Origin of the sequence: Rossellomorea vietnamensis (genome assembly GCF_001305855.1) — a bacterium.
Lineage (GTDB): Bacteria > Bacillota > Bacilli > Bacillales > Bacillaceae_B > Rossellomorea > Rossellomorea vietnamensis_A.
Genome location: NZ_LIXZ01000004.1, coordinates 90,023 through 106,845, shown reverse-complemented (window position 1 = coordinate 106,845; position 16,823 = coordinate 90,023). Strand labels below are relative to the sequence as shown.

Below are 16,823 nucleotides of genomic sequence, written 5' to 3'. Positions count from 1 at the left end.
CCATCCTCTTACCAGGGAATGACCCCGTTGTTATTAAGGATTTTACCATGATAATTTGTTTCACTCAAAGCATATTTCACAATGACTTCTGCCCCTTCAGCCGTCGTTTTCCCGCCTGGGGCGTTCCCGTTCAGATCAGTAGAAGTGAAACCAGGTGTTACACCAAAGACCTCAGGACCTTCGCTGCCCAGTTCTTTACTGAAGGATAATGTCAATGAGTTCACAGCCGTCTTGGATGAATTATACCCCAGGACATTGAGCGGATGTACGTCCCCGTTAGCAAACATGGTCTGTGACGCCATATCCGTCGTGACGTTCACCATCTTACTTCCCTCTGCTTTTTTCAAAAGGGGCAGATACGCTTGCATCATTTGGAATGTTCCAAAGAAGTTCACCTCAAAGATGTCACGCAACATTTCGACTTTCACTTCACTAGGTTGAATGTTAAAGTCAAATGCGATTCCGGCATTATTGATCAATAAATCAAGGTGATCCGTCGCCCCTTCTATTGTGCGGACAGAATTTAGTATGGAATGAGAATCAGTAATGTCCAATTGAACGAACGTCACATTTGAGAAGCCAAGGGACTCAACCGCTTTATGCCCCAACTCTTCATTCCGGGCACCCAAAAATACCTTATATCCCTTATCAGCCAGCTGTCGAACGGCCTCGTAACCGATTCCTTTATTTGCACCTGTAACTAAAGCATATTTTGTCATGTATCTTTCCTCCATTTAACTCATTTTGAGATCCTATATGAAGAATACACCCTGAACCAAGGTTGAGGGCAAGAATATTTTTTTAATAAAATGTTTGAATATTCTATAAATGGTTAGTATAATAGAAAAAAGGTCAAGGAGCTGATTTCATGAAGAAGTATTTGCTGAACTCACCACAGTCTGATGTAAATCACATGGATTCCCTATTTGCAGAAATGATATTGGACGAGGCACTGCTGACATTTCGGAAAGAGCAAATCGCACAAGGTATTGACCAGGCTTTAAGTAAGCGGAATAAAAAAGAATTCCTGCGCCTGACAGAAGAATTGAAAGAAATTCAGAAGGTAGGATAATTTAATATTAAAAATAAATAAAAAGAGGACCATTCCCCTACTGTTTGTAAGTGGAGAAAATGGTCCTTTTTATGTTTCGGGGAAATGGTTTTCTTACATACTAATTCTCCCCCACCTGTCTTTATGACACATAATCAATCGTTGCCCCGCCTATTTCCGCTTCCCTTCCGAAAAGTCTGGAATAGACGCCTGATTGATTCTGAAGAAGATCCCCATGCTTCCCTTGCTCTGCAATCCGGCCATCCTCCAAAACGACGATTTGATCCGCCGACAGGACCGTCGATAACCGGTGGGATACGATGATGATCGTTTGATTCTTTCCGGCTCGCAGCACCGCTTCGTTGATCTTCGTTTCCGTGATGGGATCAAGGGCGGAGCTCGCTTCATCCAGGATCAAGATTGGCGCGTCCTTCAATAATGCCCTCGCAAGGGACAGACGCTGTTTCTGACCACCCGATAAGAGGCTGCCCCTTTCACCGACCGATGTATCCAGCCCTTCAGGAAGCGTCTCGATCAGATCACCGAGCCCGCTGTCTTCGAGTGCTTTCAACAGTTCCTCATCACTCGCATCCCGCTTTCCAATCCGGAGATTATCCGCGAGTGTTCCGCTTCTCAGCATCACATCCTGTGTGACAATGGCCATTTGCGAACGCAGCCACCCCGTATCCCACTCCCTGATATCCCGTCCATCCACTTCGATTTTACCGACTCCCGTATCATAGAGTTTGAATAAGAGATCGACAATTGTTGATTTCCCGGAACCGCTCGGGCCGACCAATGCCCATTTTTCCCCGGCACCGATTGCAAAGGAGACACCCTTTAGTACATTTTCATCTTTACCAGGATAAGAGAAGGCGACGTCCTGGAGACGGATGCTGCCGATTGCCCGTTCACCGGCGATGCCTTCTGACACCTCAGCTTCCGAAACTTCCTCACCAAGTAAAATTTCTGAACGATCCAACGCAGGACCGGTCCTTCTAACAGATAGCCAGTTTCTGAGCAGGCGCTGCATCTCATTCGCCGCAATGGTCACAAGTCCACCGGCTGTCAGCATCTGTCCACTGGTCAGTCCTTGATTCCAGATTAAGAGTGTACTGATCAAATAGACTAGTCCGAGAGCAAACCCGTTATAACTCGCAATGACCACGACCGATTGCATCCTCGCTTTCAGTTCTTTCACCGAGTGCTGAACGAAACTGTCACGGATGGAGATCACGCTGTCCACTTCACTCTCCGACACACCCATGACCCGGGACAAATGAATTCCTGTTACTGATTCTCTCAATCTTTCAAGATATCTCGACGCTTCTTTCCTTGCATCCGCAGAGGCCAATCGGGTTCTTGCTCCTACGACATTGGAAGTCCAGTAGAAAATCACTCCCAGTACGACGCTTGTAATCATCAAATAAGGATGAATCCATAGGAGCACCAGGCTGTAAATGAAGACTCCCTGCACACTTGCCATGAAAGTGGAGCCTTCCCACGCCAGGAAATTGTGGAGAGTGTCCGGATCATCCGATACTCTTGCAAGCATCTCCCCCGTGGAATTATGATGGTAAAAAGAATACGGGACGATCTGCAGATGGCGGAACAGGCGTAGCTTCTGCCAATTCGTCACGGTCTTTGCGGTCTGATGACAGAAATACTCGTCGATGACCATCATCACAAGATCCAGGACTGCAGATAAAATCAAGAGCCACATCAGTCCCCAAAGCCAGTTATAGTGTTCGTTCGGAATGATCGTGTCCACGAGCCAGCTGAGGGCGAGTGTCGGGATCAGTGCTGAAAACACCTGGCTGATCGCGATGACGATGGAATCAGCGATGACCCATTTTTTATAAGGACGGAGAAAGCTCAGAACCCTTTTTCCGTCGCGATTCTTCGCGGCGCTCATCCGATCAACTCCCTTTCAAGCTCGCTGTATTGAGCCCTGTATAATTCATAATACTTCCCTTGCTTCTGAAGCAGTTCTTCATGAGTGCCTTTTTCAGCCACGACTCCTCCATCGAGAAGAATGATGACATCTGCGTTCCTTACGGTGACAAGACGGTGGGCGATGGTGATCGTGGTCCGTCCCGGAATCAATTTTTCCAAGGAGGCCTGCACCCGCTCCTCCGTTTCCCCGTCAAGGGAAGAAGTCGCTTCATCGAAGATCAGGACAGGCGGCTGTCTCAGGATCGCACGAGCCATGGCCACCCTTTGCCTCTGTCCGCCTGAAAGTTTCAATCCCCTCTCCCCGACGATCGTTTCATATCCTTCCTCCAGTGAAAGAATCAACTCCTTCAACCCTGCCGCTTCTACTGCCTGATCGAGTTCTTCTGTCGTCGCATCGGGTTTTCCGTATAACAGATTTTGCCGGAGTGTACTATTTAACAGGAAAGTTTCCTGGGACACGACCCCTACTTGCTGGCGGAAACTGTTCCGGTTATAGTCGAATAGATTCTTATCATCGATCATCACCGAGCCCTGCTGCGGTTCATAGAGTCCTAGTAACAGCTGGACCAGCGTACTCTTCCCTCCGCCGCTCGTTCCGACGATCCCGATATGGTTCCCCTGTTCGAGAGACAAAGAAACGCCTTTTAAGACTTGCTTATCCGTCCCGGGATACGAAAACCATAGATTCTGTAAGTCTATTTTTCCTTTTACAGGACCAAAAGCAGGAAGCTTCTCCTCATGTTCTTCCGGCAGATCGAAATATTCGTAGATCCGCTGCAGGGCCGGAATCGCCTGCTGTATCGTCAAGGCATGCTCCGCCATGGATCTTACCGGTAAAAACATGATGGGGATGAAGCTCAGGCAGGCAACGAGCGTCCCGATGGTGATCGTTCCATCCCAGATCGCCCAGCCCCCGATCAGCATGACGACACCCGGTGCTGCGATATTAAAGAGATTCCCGAGGCGCCAGTTCACCTTTCCGATCAGTGCTGCCCGGATCGAGAATTGCTTCCAATCTCTCAGCTTCTTCTCCTGAGTACCGACTTCCACATCCTGCGTCTGATAGGTCCTCACCAATCGGACACTTTCAATGCTTTCCTGGAGGTGCTGATACATATCCGCACTCATTTCCCGCTGGACCGCACTCATTTTCCTCATCTTTTTCCCCAGTGTAAAGGAAGGGATGATATAAATGGCAAAAACCGCGAACATCACGATCGCCGCGGGCCAGAATAAAACAAACACAGTGGAAAAGGCAGCGACCGCTCCCACCACTTGCTGCAGGATGCGTGGAACGACCGTATTGTTCAGGTTCTGAATCGATTCCACATCATGTGTTAAACGGAAGAGCATATCCCCCCTCGGCGTCTTCGCAAAAAACGACATCGGAGTACGGTGCAGCTTCCTGAACGCCCGGATCTGCATATCCGTGATTACATCAAGCCCGATCTTCACCTGGACATATTCCTGCATCGTTTCAAACAGGGACTTTCCGAGGTAGGCACCGAGAATTCCTGCGACGACCCACCCCAGGAAGTTCAGATCCCCTCCGACGATGACGTCATCCACCAATCGTTTCACGAGAATCGGCGGGATGATCGTAAAGAGACCACCGATGACGGAAAACAGGAGTGCCACCAAAAGCTTTCTCCAATAAGGTTTAAAATGATTTAATGTAGTTTTTAATAAGTTCATGTTGAACCCCCTCACAAAATTCTATTTTATACCAACATATGAAAATATTCACTATAATTTGAATACAGTATAAATTAAGTATATTCACCCTGTCATTTCACATCTTCGGTCGTTGGAAATGAGGGGTTCTACGACTTTTGGATGAAGAAAAAGCTGATCCCTTTTTGTTTAGGGGACTTATAGAGTGATCGGAATTCACAAGGAAGATGGAATTCATGCTGGGTTTAAGACCTTTTATGCCAGATTCCACTTATATGCAGGATTTCTCAGGAATCAAGCGAGAGATAAATGAATCATGCTGGATTCCAAATAATCATGCCAACTTGCCGAATTTTATTTATCCACCACAAAATAAAAAAGCTGAAGAGTTCACCCCTTCAGCTTTTTTTCACGATATTCACTTTACACCCTCGGCAAGCTCTCGCATAGCGTTCAATTTAGCCGTCAGTTCCAGGAACCATTCTTCGTCTCCCGTTTCGAGGGCAAGGTCGATCAGGTATTGGATCTGCTCTTTGTTTTTAATGTGTGTATCTGGAATCTTGTTTATCTGTCTGTTTAAGAGGGGAAGAATTTTCCCTTCGATGGTTTTATTATCGCTGGTCACGATTTTCGCTTTGACAGCTTCTCCTTTGGTGTCCAGGTTCTCTACATAGCCGATGACCAGTTCACCGGTAAGTAATTTCCCTTTTACCCAATCTCCAACTTTTAATATAGACTGTTCATTTGACATTCCCTTTCACCTTCTCAACTGTAATTTTATTTGTTACATTTAGTCTAAAAGAAAGCCTTCTACGCTTTCTCTTGATGAATCATCTCAACGATGTCTTTAATCGTATAGTTCTTTAAATAATCCCCCAGTTTTTCTTCTGCACCGAGGAAAATCTGAAACAAGACGCTCTTCATATTGGCACCCACTAGGCACTTTTCATTGGTAGCCGTGCACTTTGGCTGCAGGGCGCCTTCTGATGTGATTTTATAAATATCCCACAGATTAATGTCGCTCAGGTCCACGGCGAAGATGAATCCACCGCCTGTCCCTTCTTTAGAAGCGATAAAGCCCTGCTTTTTCAGGAGACTGAGGACTTTGCGGATCCGTACTGGATGAACACCGGCACTTTCCGAGATTGCATCGCTTGTCGACATGCGGTCCGTCTGCAGTGCCAGGTACGTTAAACTGTGGATGGCTAAGGTAAAGTCGCTATTCATGGCCTGCCTCCTTCACGGATGTTACTGTAATGGTAACTTTTACAGTTTATACTGTCAAGAATCCGGTTTTCTGGTCAATTGGCCAGCTTTTGCAGCTCATTGTATTCGAAGTTACGCACTTTCCTTGGGAGAAAGCTGCGGATTTCTTCATCGTTATACCCGATCTGCAATCTTTTTTCATCCAGCATGATCGGTCGTTTCAGCATGAGGGGATTTTCCCTGATTAGTTTATATAAATCCTGGAGTGGCAACGAATCAATGTCTACTTTCAATTCCTGGTACGCCTTTGATTGTTTTGAAATGATGTCCTCTGTCCCATTTTCCGTCAGGCGGAGGATCGACTTGATTTCATCAGGCATCAACGGTTCTGTCATCATGTTGCGTTCCACATATGGGATTGAATGTTCTTCTAGCCACGCTCTCGCTTTGCGGCAGGACGTACAGCTCGGTGTCAGAAATAAATTGACCATGTGTTTACACACTCCTTTTAAATGTAATAAAAAAAGTAACAGTTATGATTAAAATAAATGCACTCCTAATTTCGGGTACACTGTAATAATAATATTTACAGTTAGAGATGTCAACCTTTTTTAGAAAACTCTTATGAACGTTGTGATTATTATTTACCCGATATCCTATATTGATAAACGTAATTAATCGCCTTGAATCCTTTGAAGTTTTTGACAAGAAGCTTATATAAACAAAAGAAGAATCCTTCACCATAAGAGAAGAATTCCTTATACCACTCTATTTTCTTGAAACTGCACCTTTGGCAGAAACGGCAGCGAATGTAATGGTGATGGCACATACGATCACAATGGCGATCACACCCTGCATCAGATCCCAGAACACCCATCCGTCGATGAGGGCAGTACGCATACTTTCAAATACATACGTGGTCGGGTTGATCGTGGCCGCAATCTTTAACCACTGTGCTTCGATCAATTCATAGGGAACGAATGTCGTACTCAAAAAAATCAGCGGGAAGAAGATAAAAGTCCCCGCCTGGGCTGCCTGGGCATTTCTCGTCCGGAGGGCAATCCCGACGGAATATCCGGCAAAAGCAAGTCCCCAGCCTATCGCGATCAACAGCACGAATAACACACCGGCAAAACCTGTCTTAACATTTAGGCCAAGTAAAAAAGCCATTCCGATAATGAGGAGCGTCTGAACCAAAAGCTGCAGCATCCCTGCGATGATCGGGCCAAGGACGATGGCAAGGCGCGATGCCGGTGTCAAAAGCAGTCTTGAAAAAAATCCGGTTTCAATATCCTTCACTATGCTCTGCCCCGCTCCCCCTGCTCCACCGATAGCAGCAGATACAATTGAGACGGGAAGAATGAAGGCAAGGTAATCTGCCCCTTCAAAGGTAGGCAGCTGTGATATACCACTCAATCCTCCTTCGTATACGAGAAGGAAGAAAGCAGAAATAATCAGATTAGGAATGAAAGAAAACGGGTTTCGTATCGTGGTCTTGATGTTCCGGACCGTCATGAGCCACGTGTCTTTGAACACATTATTCCCCACGGCTCTTCACCCCTTCCTTTGTGTCGCTCGTCAATTTCAGGAAGATATCATCCAGGGTCGGGGAAGACAATTGAATATCGACTATTTCGATATTCTCTATGTCGAGGATGCGGACTACCTCTAGAAGTTGCTTGGTCCCTTCCTCTACATAGACCAGGATTTTTTCTTGCTGGGAGAGGGCGTCGACTCCTTCCATTTGCGTTCGGATCAGTTCCACGCTGCGGTCGATATCATCACGTTCTTTCAATGTGAGGGTAATGAGATCCTGCCCGATCTCTGCCTTCAAGTCCTTCGGGGATCCCATGGCAACGATTTCGCCTTTATTGATGATCCCGATCCGGTCCGCCAGGGAATCGGCTTCTTCCAGATACTGCGTTGTGAGAAAGATCGTCGTCCCCTTCTCCTTATTCAGCCGGCGCAGCTCTTTCCAGATCGCCGCCCGGCTCGAGGGATCAAGTCCCGTCGTCGGTTCGTCAAGGAAAAGGATATTCGGTTCATTGACCAGGGTGAGAGCAAGGTCCAGTCTCCTTCTCATCCCCCCCGAATAACCGCCGATCCTCCGTTCAGAGGCTTGTGATAAGTCCACAATCTCCAGAAGCTCCTGTGCCCGTCGTTTCCCTTCTTCCTTCCCGAAGCCGAAAATATAAGCCTGAAGTTCCACCATCTCACGACCGGTCAGATCCGGGTCGACCCCCGTCTCCTGAAGGGCGACGCCAATATGACGGCGGACGTGTTCCGGCTCACTGATGACATCATATCCGGCCACTTCCACTTTTCCACCCGAAGCATTGATCAACGTCGTCAAAATCTGGACCGTCGTCGATTTCCCTGCTCCATTCGGTCCTAAAAAGGCGAAGAACTCTCCCTCTTCGACTTGGAAAGATACATCTTTCACTGCCTGGACGTTTCCTTTTTTAAACGTTTTGGTTAGATTCTCTACTTCAATCCTGCCATTCATGAGCATCCCTCCGTTCTACCTATTTCTATTCGAGGGGGGATTGGTTTATCCTTTATTGGGTGTGTGCCGATGTGTTGGCATGCCTTGGGGACAGGTACCTTGGCTCTTAAGAGTGAACCGGGGTGACTGTCCCTTTGAAACTCATGAATTCACGTGTTAATGCAATCATCTTTTCCGGTTGCTCGAGTATGGTCCAGTGCCCGCTTTCTTCTACTTCTTTAAGGATGACGTTATTCAGATGTACCAAAACGTTTTCTTTCATATAAGCAGGGGATAATATATCGTGGGTTCCTTGAGCAATCATGATGGAAAGGGACCGGCATACAGGCAAGGACGGGATAAGGTTGTAATGGTGGTCAAGTTCTTTCCCAATATGCTTAAGGGCATCCTGATTGTACGAGATCATTGTTTTCTTTTTTAATGTATCGATTGAATACACGTAATGGGGGTCGAAGAGTTGTTCAAGCTTCCGTGAAGAATCCACTCCCAAAAGAGACGAAACGGAATAATAACCGAGAAGCATTTTCTTATATGATCCGAGTTTTCTAAAAAGGTTTTCTTTGAAAGCCCGATAATCCTTAGAGGTTAAGCCTATGGCAGCGGTCAGTATCAGTTTATCAATGCGGTCTGGATGCTTCGCCGCATACGATAAGGCCAGGATGCTCCCCCATGACTCACCGAAAAGCGTCATTTTCTCCAGATTGAGGGATTTTCTGATTTCTTCGAGATTGTTGACTTCATCGTCAATGGTATAGGTGTGACCTTCCTCTACTTCTGATTTTCCGCAACCTGTTTGATCATATAAAATAATTTGAAAGTTTGCGGCTAAAGGTTCCATATGGGGGAGGAAATAGTCAAGACTCCCTCCTGGACCGCCGTGGAGAAAGATGATCGGCTTTCCACTCCCTTTTACTTGGACAAATAGCTTTTTACCATTGATCATGACATGCTTACTCTCCATCAATCCATAAGCCTCCTGTTAATGAATACATACACGACCGTTAATAGAACCAACATGATCACCACAAGGATGGTTCCCTCATGGGCATAATCGATGAAGCTATTGATGATCGCGATCAACCCTAATGGTAGAAAAAATAATAGCCCCGATACCGTTCCTAACAGAGACTTATTTTTGATCATCTTTTCATTGAAACCCGCGAGCAGCCATGTTTGTTTTTTGACACCGACTAAATATGAAACCAGGACAAGAGCGAGACCGATCATCAGCAAACCATAGTCCATAATGATTCCTCCATTCTTTCATGTTAATACATGTACGTTTTAGTCCTCCGAAGGTTCCATATTTTCACTAAGAAAAGCCCCACTGGCGTACCAAGGGACTTGTTCTTACTATATATTAAGGCATTGAACTGACAGCAAAATAAATAAACACGGTTGCCACAATCAAAAACACCATCCACCCATTCGAGATGGCGAGTACCCTTCTGATCATCAACACTTTTTCCAGCTTGATTTGAATCATAAATCCTATCGCTACTAAGGCAATCCAAGCCGAAATTCCATAGGGTGAAAATAAGTATCCTGAATTCATGATCCACAGGACAAAGATGATGAAGTGGATCAAAATGAATACGAATGCTATTTTCTTCAAACTGTCCCCTCCTGTCCTTGCTGGGAATATCCGGTTGGAAAGTGGGTTGCCCCACCCTTTCCCTTCACCCGCTTCAACGTTGCCACAATCAAAAAGCTGACAATGACGAGGAGAAGCCATGAGCTGACCTTCCCGAGGTGGACAAGGCTCCAGGCATCTGTCTGGTTCGGGTATTCCCAGGCACCGAAGAAGGTTGCGATGTTTTCAGCGATCCAGATGAAGAAGCCGATGAGGACAAATGATAGAGCGAGGGGCATGCGGTAACGTATCCCACCTACCTCATATTCGACCCACGTTTTCCAAAAGACGACGATGACAAGGCCCGACAGCCACCAGCGGATGTCGATCCAATAATGGTGAGTAAAAAAGTTCAAATATATCGCTGCGGCAAGGGCAACCACTGCCCAAAACGGCGGCCACTGAACCAGTTCCACCTTGAGCCTTCTCCACGCCTGGCACAGGTAACTTGCTACACTTGCATACATGAATCCACTGTATAATGGGACACCGAACAGTTTGGAATAGCCTTCCCCTGGATAAGACCACGAGCCCATATGTACCTTGAACAGCTCAAGGGCAAGGCCGATCAGATGGAATAGGGTAATCACTTTCAGTTCATCCTTGGTTTCAAGACCTGACTTCACCATCCCCCATTGCATCACAAGACAGATCAGGAGCAGCCAGTCATATCTCGGCAGTAAGGGAAGCGGTATAATCTGAGTCAACGCCAAAGACGCAAAAATGACCACGGGAAACAAGCAGGACAGAGCCTGCTCCCAGCCGAAACGAAGGAGTTGTTTGACTGCTCTCATGATTATGACCCCGCTTCTTCCTCTTGCTGATACTCAAGCAAATCTCCCGGCTGACAATCGAGGGCCTTGCATATCGCATCCAGGGTGGATAAACGAACCGCCTTTGCCTTCCCATTTTTCAGGATTGAAAGATTTGCCATCGTGATACCCACTTTTTCCGAGAGCTCCGTTACACTCATTTTCCGTTTCGCAAGCATCACATCAATATTGATTATAATTGCCATAATTTCACCTCAGACCGTTAAATCATTTTCAGATTTGATTTCGATGGCATTGTTGAGAAGCTTCTGGAGAACTGCTGCAAATACCGCAATGACGGCTGAACCAAAGATGAAAATCATCCCGATCACGATAATCCCCGGTGCGTCATCCACCTCCGCCAGTACATAAAAGAGCGGCAATCCTGCTACATAGAAGAGACTGATGACGATGGCACACTTCTTGATCACCTTCAACGCCTTCACGGATGCTCCTGAGAAAGCGTTGTTCCGGTCAATCAACATCAATAATTTAAACGCCTGATACAACGCCGTGTAAAAAGGAATCGCCGATGCATACATGACAGCCAGCATCCCATAAACGACATAGGCTACCTTTGAACCCGCCGCTTCCATTGCAATCAGAGGTAACCCGATCAAACATAAAGCGGCAATGGGAGCCCCGATAAGAAAAAGGGCAATCTTCAAAAAAAGTGTTTCCCGTTTCATTCATAGCACCTCACTTGATAATATACTATGAATTTAACATGTTGTTTATCGTTTTACAATAAATAATTATTAATTTTTAATATAAAATTATTGTTAAGATGGACGATTAATGAGGGTCGGAACTCAAACCATTGTGGGAAAATCGAGTGAATAGGCTATTTGAAGGTCCGTCCCTCCAAAAAAAGGAGTCCGGCCATGTGGTCAGACTCCTTTAAGAGATCGAAAAGATTATTCATGCGCGAGTACTGTGCGCGATTTTTTTCTTTCTTGAAAGTAGTAGAGTACAAGTGTTGCGGCAACGAGTATTCCCATGATCATGTACAGTGAACGGTAGCCTGTCAAGGGAATCAGGAAGCCAAGTACATAAGGTCCGAATCCAAGGCCTGCATCCAGGGAAATGTAATAGGTTGAAGTTGCTAGCCCCACTCGCTCAGGTGGAACGGCCTTCACGGCAATTGCCTGTGTGACGGATTGCATATTACCGAATCCAAGTCCAATCAGGACACCTGAAAGAAGCAGGATCATCGTGTTACCAGCCGCACTTAATAGGAACAAGCCAGCCGCGAAAAAGACAAATGCCGGCAGCATGACCGCCTTGGCTCCTTTTGCATCCATCAGTCTGCCTGTGAATGGGCGCGATACAAGGATCGCTACGGCATAGACAACAAAGAATACGCTCGCTGCTTCTACAAGGTTGATGTCGATGGCATAGAAATTAATGAACGACAGGACACTTGAGTAAGCAAGGGAAACGAACAACACAACCAACGCAATCGGTAATGCTTTTGGCTCGATGAAGCTTGAGAGGGTTAGACGCTCTTTCTCCGCTTTTTTCCCTGCCGGTTTCTTGACGACAGGGATTTTCACAAACAGTGTAATGATGTAGCTGATGACCCCAAGTGCAAGACAGAAGGCAAAGATCGCCTGGAAGCTTGCATGCTGACTTAAGAAAAGACCGAAGAATGGGCCAACGGCGGTTGCGAGCGTGATGCTCATACTGTAGTAACCGATCCCTTCCCCTTTCCGGCTCGCAGGGATGATTTCCGCTACGATGGTACCTGTAGCCGTACTGACCATTCCGAGTGCCACACCGTGAAGAAAACGGGTTAGCAGTAAGAAACTGATGCCGCCCTCCACGAAATACAAGCATGAGGTAGCAATGAATGCGATCATACCGACAAACAGCATTTTCTTATTTCCGATAGTCGTAATCATCCGGCCCAGGAATAATCGTCCGATCAAGGTCCCGATGATGAAGATCCCGGTCACAAGACCCGCTTGACTTTCCGATGCTCCGAATTCATCCACGGCATATACTGCCATGGTGACAAGCAATAAATAAAAGATTAAATAGATGAAAAAGTTGGCGATGGACATGAGAGTGAAGTCCTTCGTCCATAGCTTTGATTGTGTCTGACTCATCTGTAAAACTCCTTATCTGTTCAAATTTTCTTTGATTTTTTTCATCATTTCCATCATCTCAAGCTGCTTCTCTTCGCTGATTCCATCCATGATGGTCTGTTCAAAACGATCGATGGTTTTACGGGCATTCTCATACACTTCAATCCCCGCATCCGTCAGCTGCATCCGCTTTTCCCGACGGTCTTTCCCTGGAATACGCTGGATATAGCCCGCTTCCTCCAACTGATGAACCGTCCTCGTAATCGTCGGCTTCTCTACACTTTGATAATTTGAGATCTCGACATTGGAAGCTGGTCCGTTATGGTAGAGATTATATAAAATCGTCCACTGAGCCCTGTGCAAACCGTGTTCACTCAGTTGAACGTTCAATTGATTCTCAAACGGCCTGTAGAGCCTGATCAGCTCCTGAAAAAACTGTTGTGCCGATTTCATTTTGGTGGTTCCTCCTTCTTATATAGTTATCTTAGGTAATGGTTATCTTGGGTAACTATTATATAGTAACAGATGATTGGATAGTTGTCGAGATGGGTGAGTTGAGCGATAATATGAGCCCATTCCGCAAAAAAATAAGCCCTTCTTCGTAAGAGGTAGGTTAACTTGGACGAACCAAGTCAGAGCTATAATACGAAAAGGGCTGGTGTGGTTTAGTATGGGCAAAGGTAGAATGAAATATTCAGATGAATAAAAAAAGCAGCATCCGCTGCTTCTTTTCTCTTAACCTATTAATTCCTTGGATCCACGTAATCCGGATAATCCGTTATGATCGCATCCACATTCATGTCGAATAAGAAATCTGCGGCTTCATGACTGCGCACCGTCCATGATCCGATTTGCATATCTAAAGAGTGAACGTCCTCCACCACTTGTTCTGTCACAATCCCATAGCTTGGATTGAACCATTCTGCATATGTGGAGATCTCTTTTAACGCTTCTGGTGTCGCTTGGTCCTTACTCCATGCTAAAACGCCGACTGGAACTTTCGGAAGCAGTTGATCCATTTTTTTCATCGAGTCAAAATTAAAGGATTGAAGAATAATTTTTTCGTTTTGTGGCTTGTCGAGATGACGTGCCTTTAATGCATCAGCCACTTGTTCCTCTATTCCAGGATAAAGCTCCGGAGACTTCATTTCGATTAAGATCCCCACTTTTCCATGATAGCGATCCAGCACTTCTTCAAAGGTCGGGATCTTTTCTCCTGAAAATTGTTCGCCTTTCCAGCTTCCTGCATCAAGACTCTTCATTTGCTCTAGTGTTAAGTCTCCTACTTTTCCCGTGCCGTTGGTTGTGCGATCCACTGATGTATCATGGATGACGACCAATTCACCGTCTACGCTTCGTTGGACATCGATTTCAATATAATCCGCCTTCATATCGACAGCCAAGTCATAGCTTGCGATCGTGTTTTCAGGAGCATAGGCTGCAGCTCCTCGGTGCCCAATATTCTCTACCTGCTTTTTCTCTCCAGCTGTCGGCTCTTCTGCAAATGCCTGACTGAACGGACTCAATAACAATGAAACCGCAATCCCTGTTCCGATTAAAAACTTTTTGTTCATGTTCTTCATCTCCAATCCCTAATATGTATTCGACTACAGTTTAGGGATGGGATGTTAAGTGGGTATGGATTTTGGTATCCATCTTAATGAAGGTTGTGTGAAGAAAATTCAATCTTTATTCTCAGGGATTTTTACAAAAAAGGGAAAACTGACTGGGATGTAGTATATATTGCTTACGAGCCACCAGTTGCTCTTTCTTAATGATGATTCCCTGAAGTCTATTTCACAGCACACATATCCCATACTTCCTCTTCTCCGGTCTCCATATTCTTCACCTTATACTGATTCTTCCTAACCTCCTCTTCTCCTATGACAATCACATTCCGCACCCCTTCTTTGTTTGCTTTTTCCAACAGCTTGCCTAATTTCCGACTGCTCATCTCCAGTTCGACCGTGTAACCTTTTCTCCTTAAATCACTGGCTACTCGTAAGGACTCCTTCCTTGTACCGAGGGGAATGACGTAATAGTCAATGTTGGCAGTCTTTTTCATGTTGCGCTGGGAAGCCATGATCGCTGCATATATGACGTCCAATCCAAACGATATGCCTACGGTCGAGATATTTTCATTTGTTCCCAATAGACCACCGACAGCATTATCATACCGTCCGCCACTCCCGATGCTTGAAGTGATAGACCCGTCCGCTAAGAAAATTTCATAAATGGTCCCCGTGTAGATTTCCAATCCTCTTGCTAAAAAGGGATTGAACACGCATTGTTCGTTGATATCCAGGAAATCAAGGTAGGAGGTCAGTTCCTTTAATTCTTCTAACCCCTCCCTGACTTGGCTGTTTTGATCGGCGTATGATTCGAAATAGCCCAATCGGTTATTGTCCCTGTCTGTCAGGAATTGTTGAATCAATCGATTAGTGCTGTCAGAGATGGACAGGTCCGTGAGTTCTGTAATCACAGCACCGACACCAATTTTTTCGAGTTTGTCGAGGATCAAGACTGCTTGATTGATTTGATCTGATTCCACTCCGAACACCTCAAGCATCCCCGTCAGAAGTTTGCGGTTATTGTATTGAATCGTCACCTTCATATCGAGCTTACGGAAGGCATCCAGTGCCATCATCATCAGCTCCGCTTCCGCCACCTGTGAATCAACGCCCACAATATCCACATCGCACTGGGTGAACTCCCGGAACCTTCCTGCCTTGATAGGTCCGTCCCTGAACACTTTTCCGATTTCATAGCGCTTGAATGGCATGGGAATGGTAGGATTCATGGCTGCTGCTTTGGCAAAGGGAATTGTCAGGTCATAGCGCAGGGCGAGGTCCCTTTCTCCCCTGTCCGTTAAGGTGTACATCTCTTCCAGTATCTCAGCGCCACCCGCATATTTCGAGGCGAGTAATTCAGTGTAATTCAGAATTGGGGTTTCAAGGGGCTTGCAGCCGTATTGAATGAAAACATCCTCCAATGTTCTTCTGACTTCCCTTCTGATCACTTCCGCCTCCGGTAAATAATCCTGCGTCCCTTTGACATTTTGATAATCCATTTTCTTCATCTTCATCTGTCTTCTCCTCCTTTTTTGTATAAAAAAAGAACCGCACTTGATAAGCGAATAACTTAATCAAATGCGGTTCTATGGGAAATAACCTTCCTATGTTCGATTGTTAAAAATCGGATAGCAAGGTTACTCGATATGATGATGGAATTGTGTGAATGAGCGTTGCGTGTTGATGAAAGTCATTTTTATCCACCTCTTATTTTCATATACGTTATCAGATAAGAAAGGTGATTTCAATACTTAATGGCGTCAAGGATAAGAGAAGGAACGGCAACACGTTCCCCCTGATTTCTCGGATCGAACTTCTTGGAACGGAAGATGACGCCATCAGACCCATCCCAATCACTTTGGTGGAAGTCGCCTCTCTGGTCAAAATACTCAAGCAGTCTTACTTCAAATCCGGCCGTTTCAAATAATTCCATTAACAACCTGTAGTTATAAACGATCTTATGGCTGGCAGCAGGATGATCAGCCGGTCCGGGTCCCCCTATTTGTACGATCCTTTGATAGTCTTCATCAGGAAAATTCCCATCAGGTACAGCACAACGGATGTATCCAGAAGGCTTAAGATACTTCATGCATATCTTAGCTGCCTGCAACCCTTCTTCGTATGTTAGGTGTTCCCATACATGCTCAGCCAAAATAGCGGATATTGAGCTTTCTTCGAACATGTTCTGCCACGTCGTTTCGTCCAGTAAATTCAGGTCTTCTTCCTGGGTATGCAACCAGCCGGGGTTGTTATGATATTCCCCTGCCCCGATTACGACCTTGATTTCTTTTTGGATATTGTTCATTGGGGTTACCTCACTTTTT

20 protein-coding genes are annotated in these 16,823 nt (G+C 45.8%); 1 reads left to right on the top strand and 19 read right to left on the bottom strand.

Annotation, left to right across the window (positions count from 1 at the left end):
- Positions 1–8: 8 nt before the first annotated feature.
- Positions 9–719: an SDR family NAD(P)-dependent oxidoreductase gene (locus AM506_RS06845; RefSeq protein ID WP_060671744.1), complete on the bottom strand. Its 711-nt coding sequence runs from the start codon at positions 717–719 to the stop codon at positions 9–11.
- A 149-nt stretch (positions 720–868) separates the two neighbouring features.
- On the opposite strand from AM506_RS06845, the gene AM506_RS06840 reads away from it, so the two are divergent.
- The gene (locus AM506_RS06840) at positions 869–1,072 is read left to right on the top strand and encodes an IDEAL domain-containing protein (protein WP_060671743.1); all 204 of its coding nucleotides are present in this window, start codon (positions 869–871) and stop codon (positions 1,070–1,072) included.
- Between the two features lie 121 nt (positions 1,073–1,193).
- Here the strand turns inward: AM506_RS06840 and AM506_RS06835 are convergent, their stop codons facing one another.
- From AM506_RS06835 to AM506_RS06750, 18 genes are all read right to left on the bottom strand, one after another.
- Entirely contained in the window at positions 1,194–2,966 is a 1,773-nt protein-coding gene (locus AM506_RS06835) for an ABC transporter ATP-binding protein (RefSeq protein WP_060671742.1), read from the bottom strand.
- A complete protein-coding gene (locus tag AM506_RS06830) occupies positions 2,963–4,702 on the bottom strand; it encodes an ABC transporter ATP-binding protein (protein WP_060671741.1) in 1,740 nt (579 codons plus the stop codon). Before AM506_RS06830 ends, AM506_RS06835 begins: the two co-directional genes overlap by 4 nt.
- Before the next feature lie 397 nt (positions 4,703–5,099).
- Positions 5,100–5,432, bottom strand: a complete 333-nt coding sequence (locus AM506_RS06825; RefSeq protein WP_060671740.1) for an IDEAL domain-containing protein — start codon at positions 5,430–5,432, stop codon at positions 5,100–5,102.
- 59 nt (positions 5,433–5,491) lie between these two features.
- Positions 5,492–5,908 carry an RrF2 family transcriptional regulator gene (locus AM506_RS06820; RefSeq protein WP_060671739.1) on the bottom strand — a complete coding sequence of 139 codons (417 nt, stop codon included), beginning with the start codon at positions 5,906–5,908 and terminating at the stop codon, positions 5,492–5,494.
- 74 nt (positions 5,909–5,982) lie between these two features.
- Positions 5,983–6,378: a transcriptional regulator SpxA gene (gene spxA, locus AM506_RS06815; RefSeq protein WP_060671738.1), complete on the bottom strand. Its 396-nt coding sequence runs from the start codon at positions 6,376–6,378 to the stop codon at positions 5,983–5,985.
- Positions 6,379–6,655: 277 nt separating this feature from the next.
- Positions 6,656–7,435 (bottom strand): ABC transporter permease, encoded by a 780-nt coding sequence (locus AM506_RS06810; protein WP_200908423.1) that lies wholly within the window; start codon positions 7,433–7,435, stop codon positions 6,656–6,658.
- Positions 7,425–8,393, bottom strand: a complete 969-nt coding sequence (locus tag AM506_RS06805; RefSeq protein WP_060671737.1) for an ATP-binding cassette domain-containing protein — start codon at positions 8,391–8,393, stop codon at positions 7,425–7,427. Before AM506_RS06805 ends, AM506_RS06810 begins: the two co-directional genes overlap by 11 nt.
- 106 nt (positions 8,394–8,499) lie before the next feature.
- Entirely contained in the window at positions 8,500–9,354 is an 855-nt protein-coding gene (locus AM506_RS06800) for an alpha/beta fold hydrolase (protein ID WP_235576067.1), read from the bottom strand.
- Complete coding sequence (locus AM506_RS06795; protein ID WP_060671735.1) at positions 9,354–9,638, bottom strand: DUF3784 domain-containing protein; 285 nt, start codon at positions 9,636–9,638, stop codon at positions 9,354–9,356. The genes AM506_RS06800 and AM506_RS06795 overlap by 1 nt, the downstream gene beginning before the upstream one ends.
- A gap of 115 nt (positions 9,639–9,753) precedes the next feature.
- Entirely contained in the window at positions 9,754–10,008 is a 255-nt protein-coding gene (locus tag AM506_RS06790) for a hypothetical protein (protein WP_060671734.1), read from the bottom strand.
- Entirely contained in the window at positions 10,005–10,820 is an 816-nt protein-coding gene (locus AM506_RS06785) for a DUF817 domain-containing protein (RefSeq protein WP_060671733.1), read from the bottom strand. The genes AM506_RS06790 and AM506_RS06785 overlap by 4 nt, the downstream gene beginning before the upstream one ends.
- Positions 10,821–10,822: 2 nt before the next feature.
- Positions 10,823–11,044: a helix-turn-helix domain-containing protein gene (locus tag AM506_RS06780; RefSeq protein ID WP_060671732.1), complete on the bottom strand. Its 222-nt coding sequence runs from the start codon at positions 11,042–11,044 to the stop codon at positions 10,823–10,825.
- 9 nt (positions 11,045–11,053) lie between these two features.
- Positions 11,054–11,527, bottom strand: coding sequence for a DUF2975 domain-containing protein (locus tag AM506_RS06775; RefSeq protein WP_060671731.1), 474 nt, complete (start codon positions 11,525–11,527; stop codon positions 11,054–11,056).
- Positions 11,528–11,755: 228 nt separating this feature from the next.
- A complete protein-coding gene (locus AM506_RS06770; protein ID WP_060671730.1) occupies positions 11,756–12,949 on the bottom strand; it encodes an MFS transporter in 1,194 nt (397 codons plus the stop codon).
- Between the two features lie 12 nt (positions 12,950–12,961).
- Positions 12,962–13,381: a MarR family winged helix-turn-helix transcriptional regulator gene (locus AM506_RS06765; protein WP_060671729.1), complete on the bottom strand. Its 420-nt coding sequence runs from the start codon at positions 13,379–13,381 to the stop codon at positions 12,962–12,964.
- Between the two features lie 290 nt (positions 13,382–13,671).
- On the bottom strand, positions 13,672–14,502 hold the full coding sequence (locus AM506_RS06760; RefSeq protein WP_060671728.1) for a glycerophosphodiester phosphodiesterase: 831 nt from the start codon (positions 14,500–14,502) through the stop codon (positions 13,672–13,674).
- A gap of 218 nt (positions 14,503–14,720) precedes the next feature.
- Positions 14,721–16,007 (bottom strand): histidine--tRNA ligase, encoded by a 1,287-nt coding sequence (locus AM506_RS06755; protein WP_060671857.1) that lies wholly within the window; start codon positions 16,005–16,007, stop codon positions 14,721–14,723.
- 236 nt (positions 16,008–16,243) lie between these two features.
- Positions 16,244–16,804 (bottom strand): class I SAM-dependent methyltransferase, encoded by a 561-nt coding sequence (locus AM506_RS06750; RefSeq protein ID WP_060671727.1) that lies wholly within the window; start codon positions 16,802–16,804, stop codon positions 16,244–16,246.
- Between the last annotated feature and the right edge of the window lie 19 nt (positions 16,805–16,823).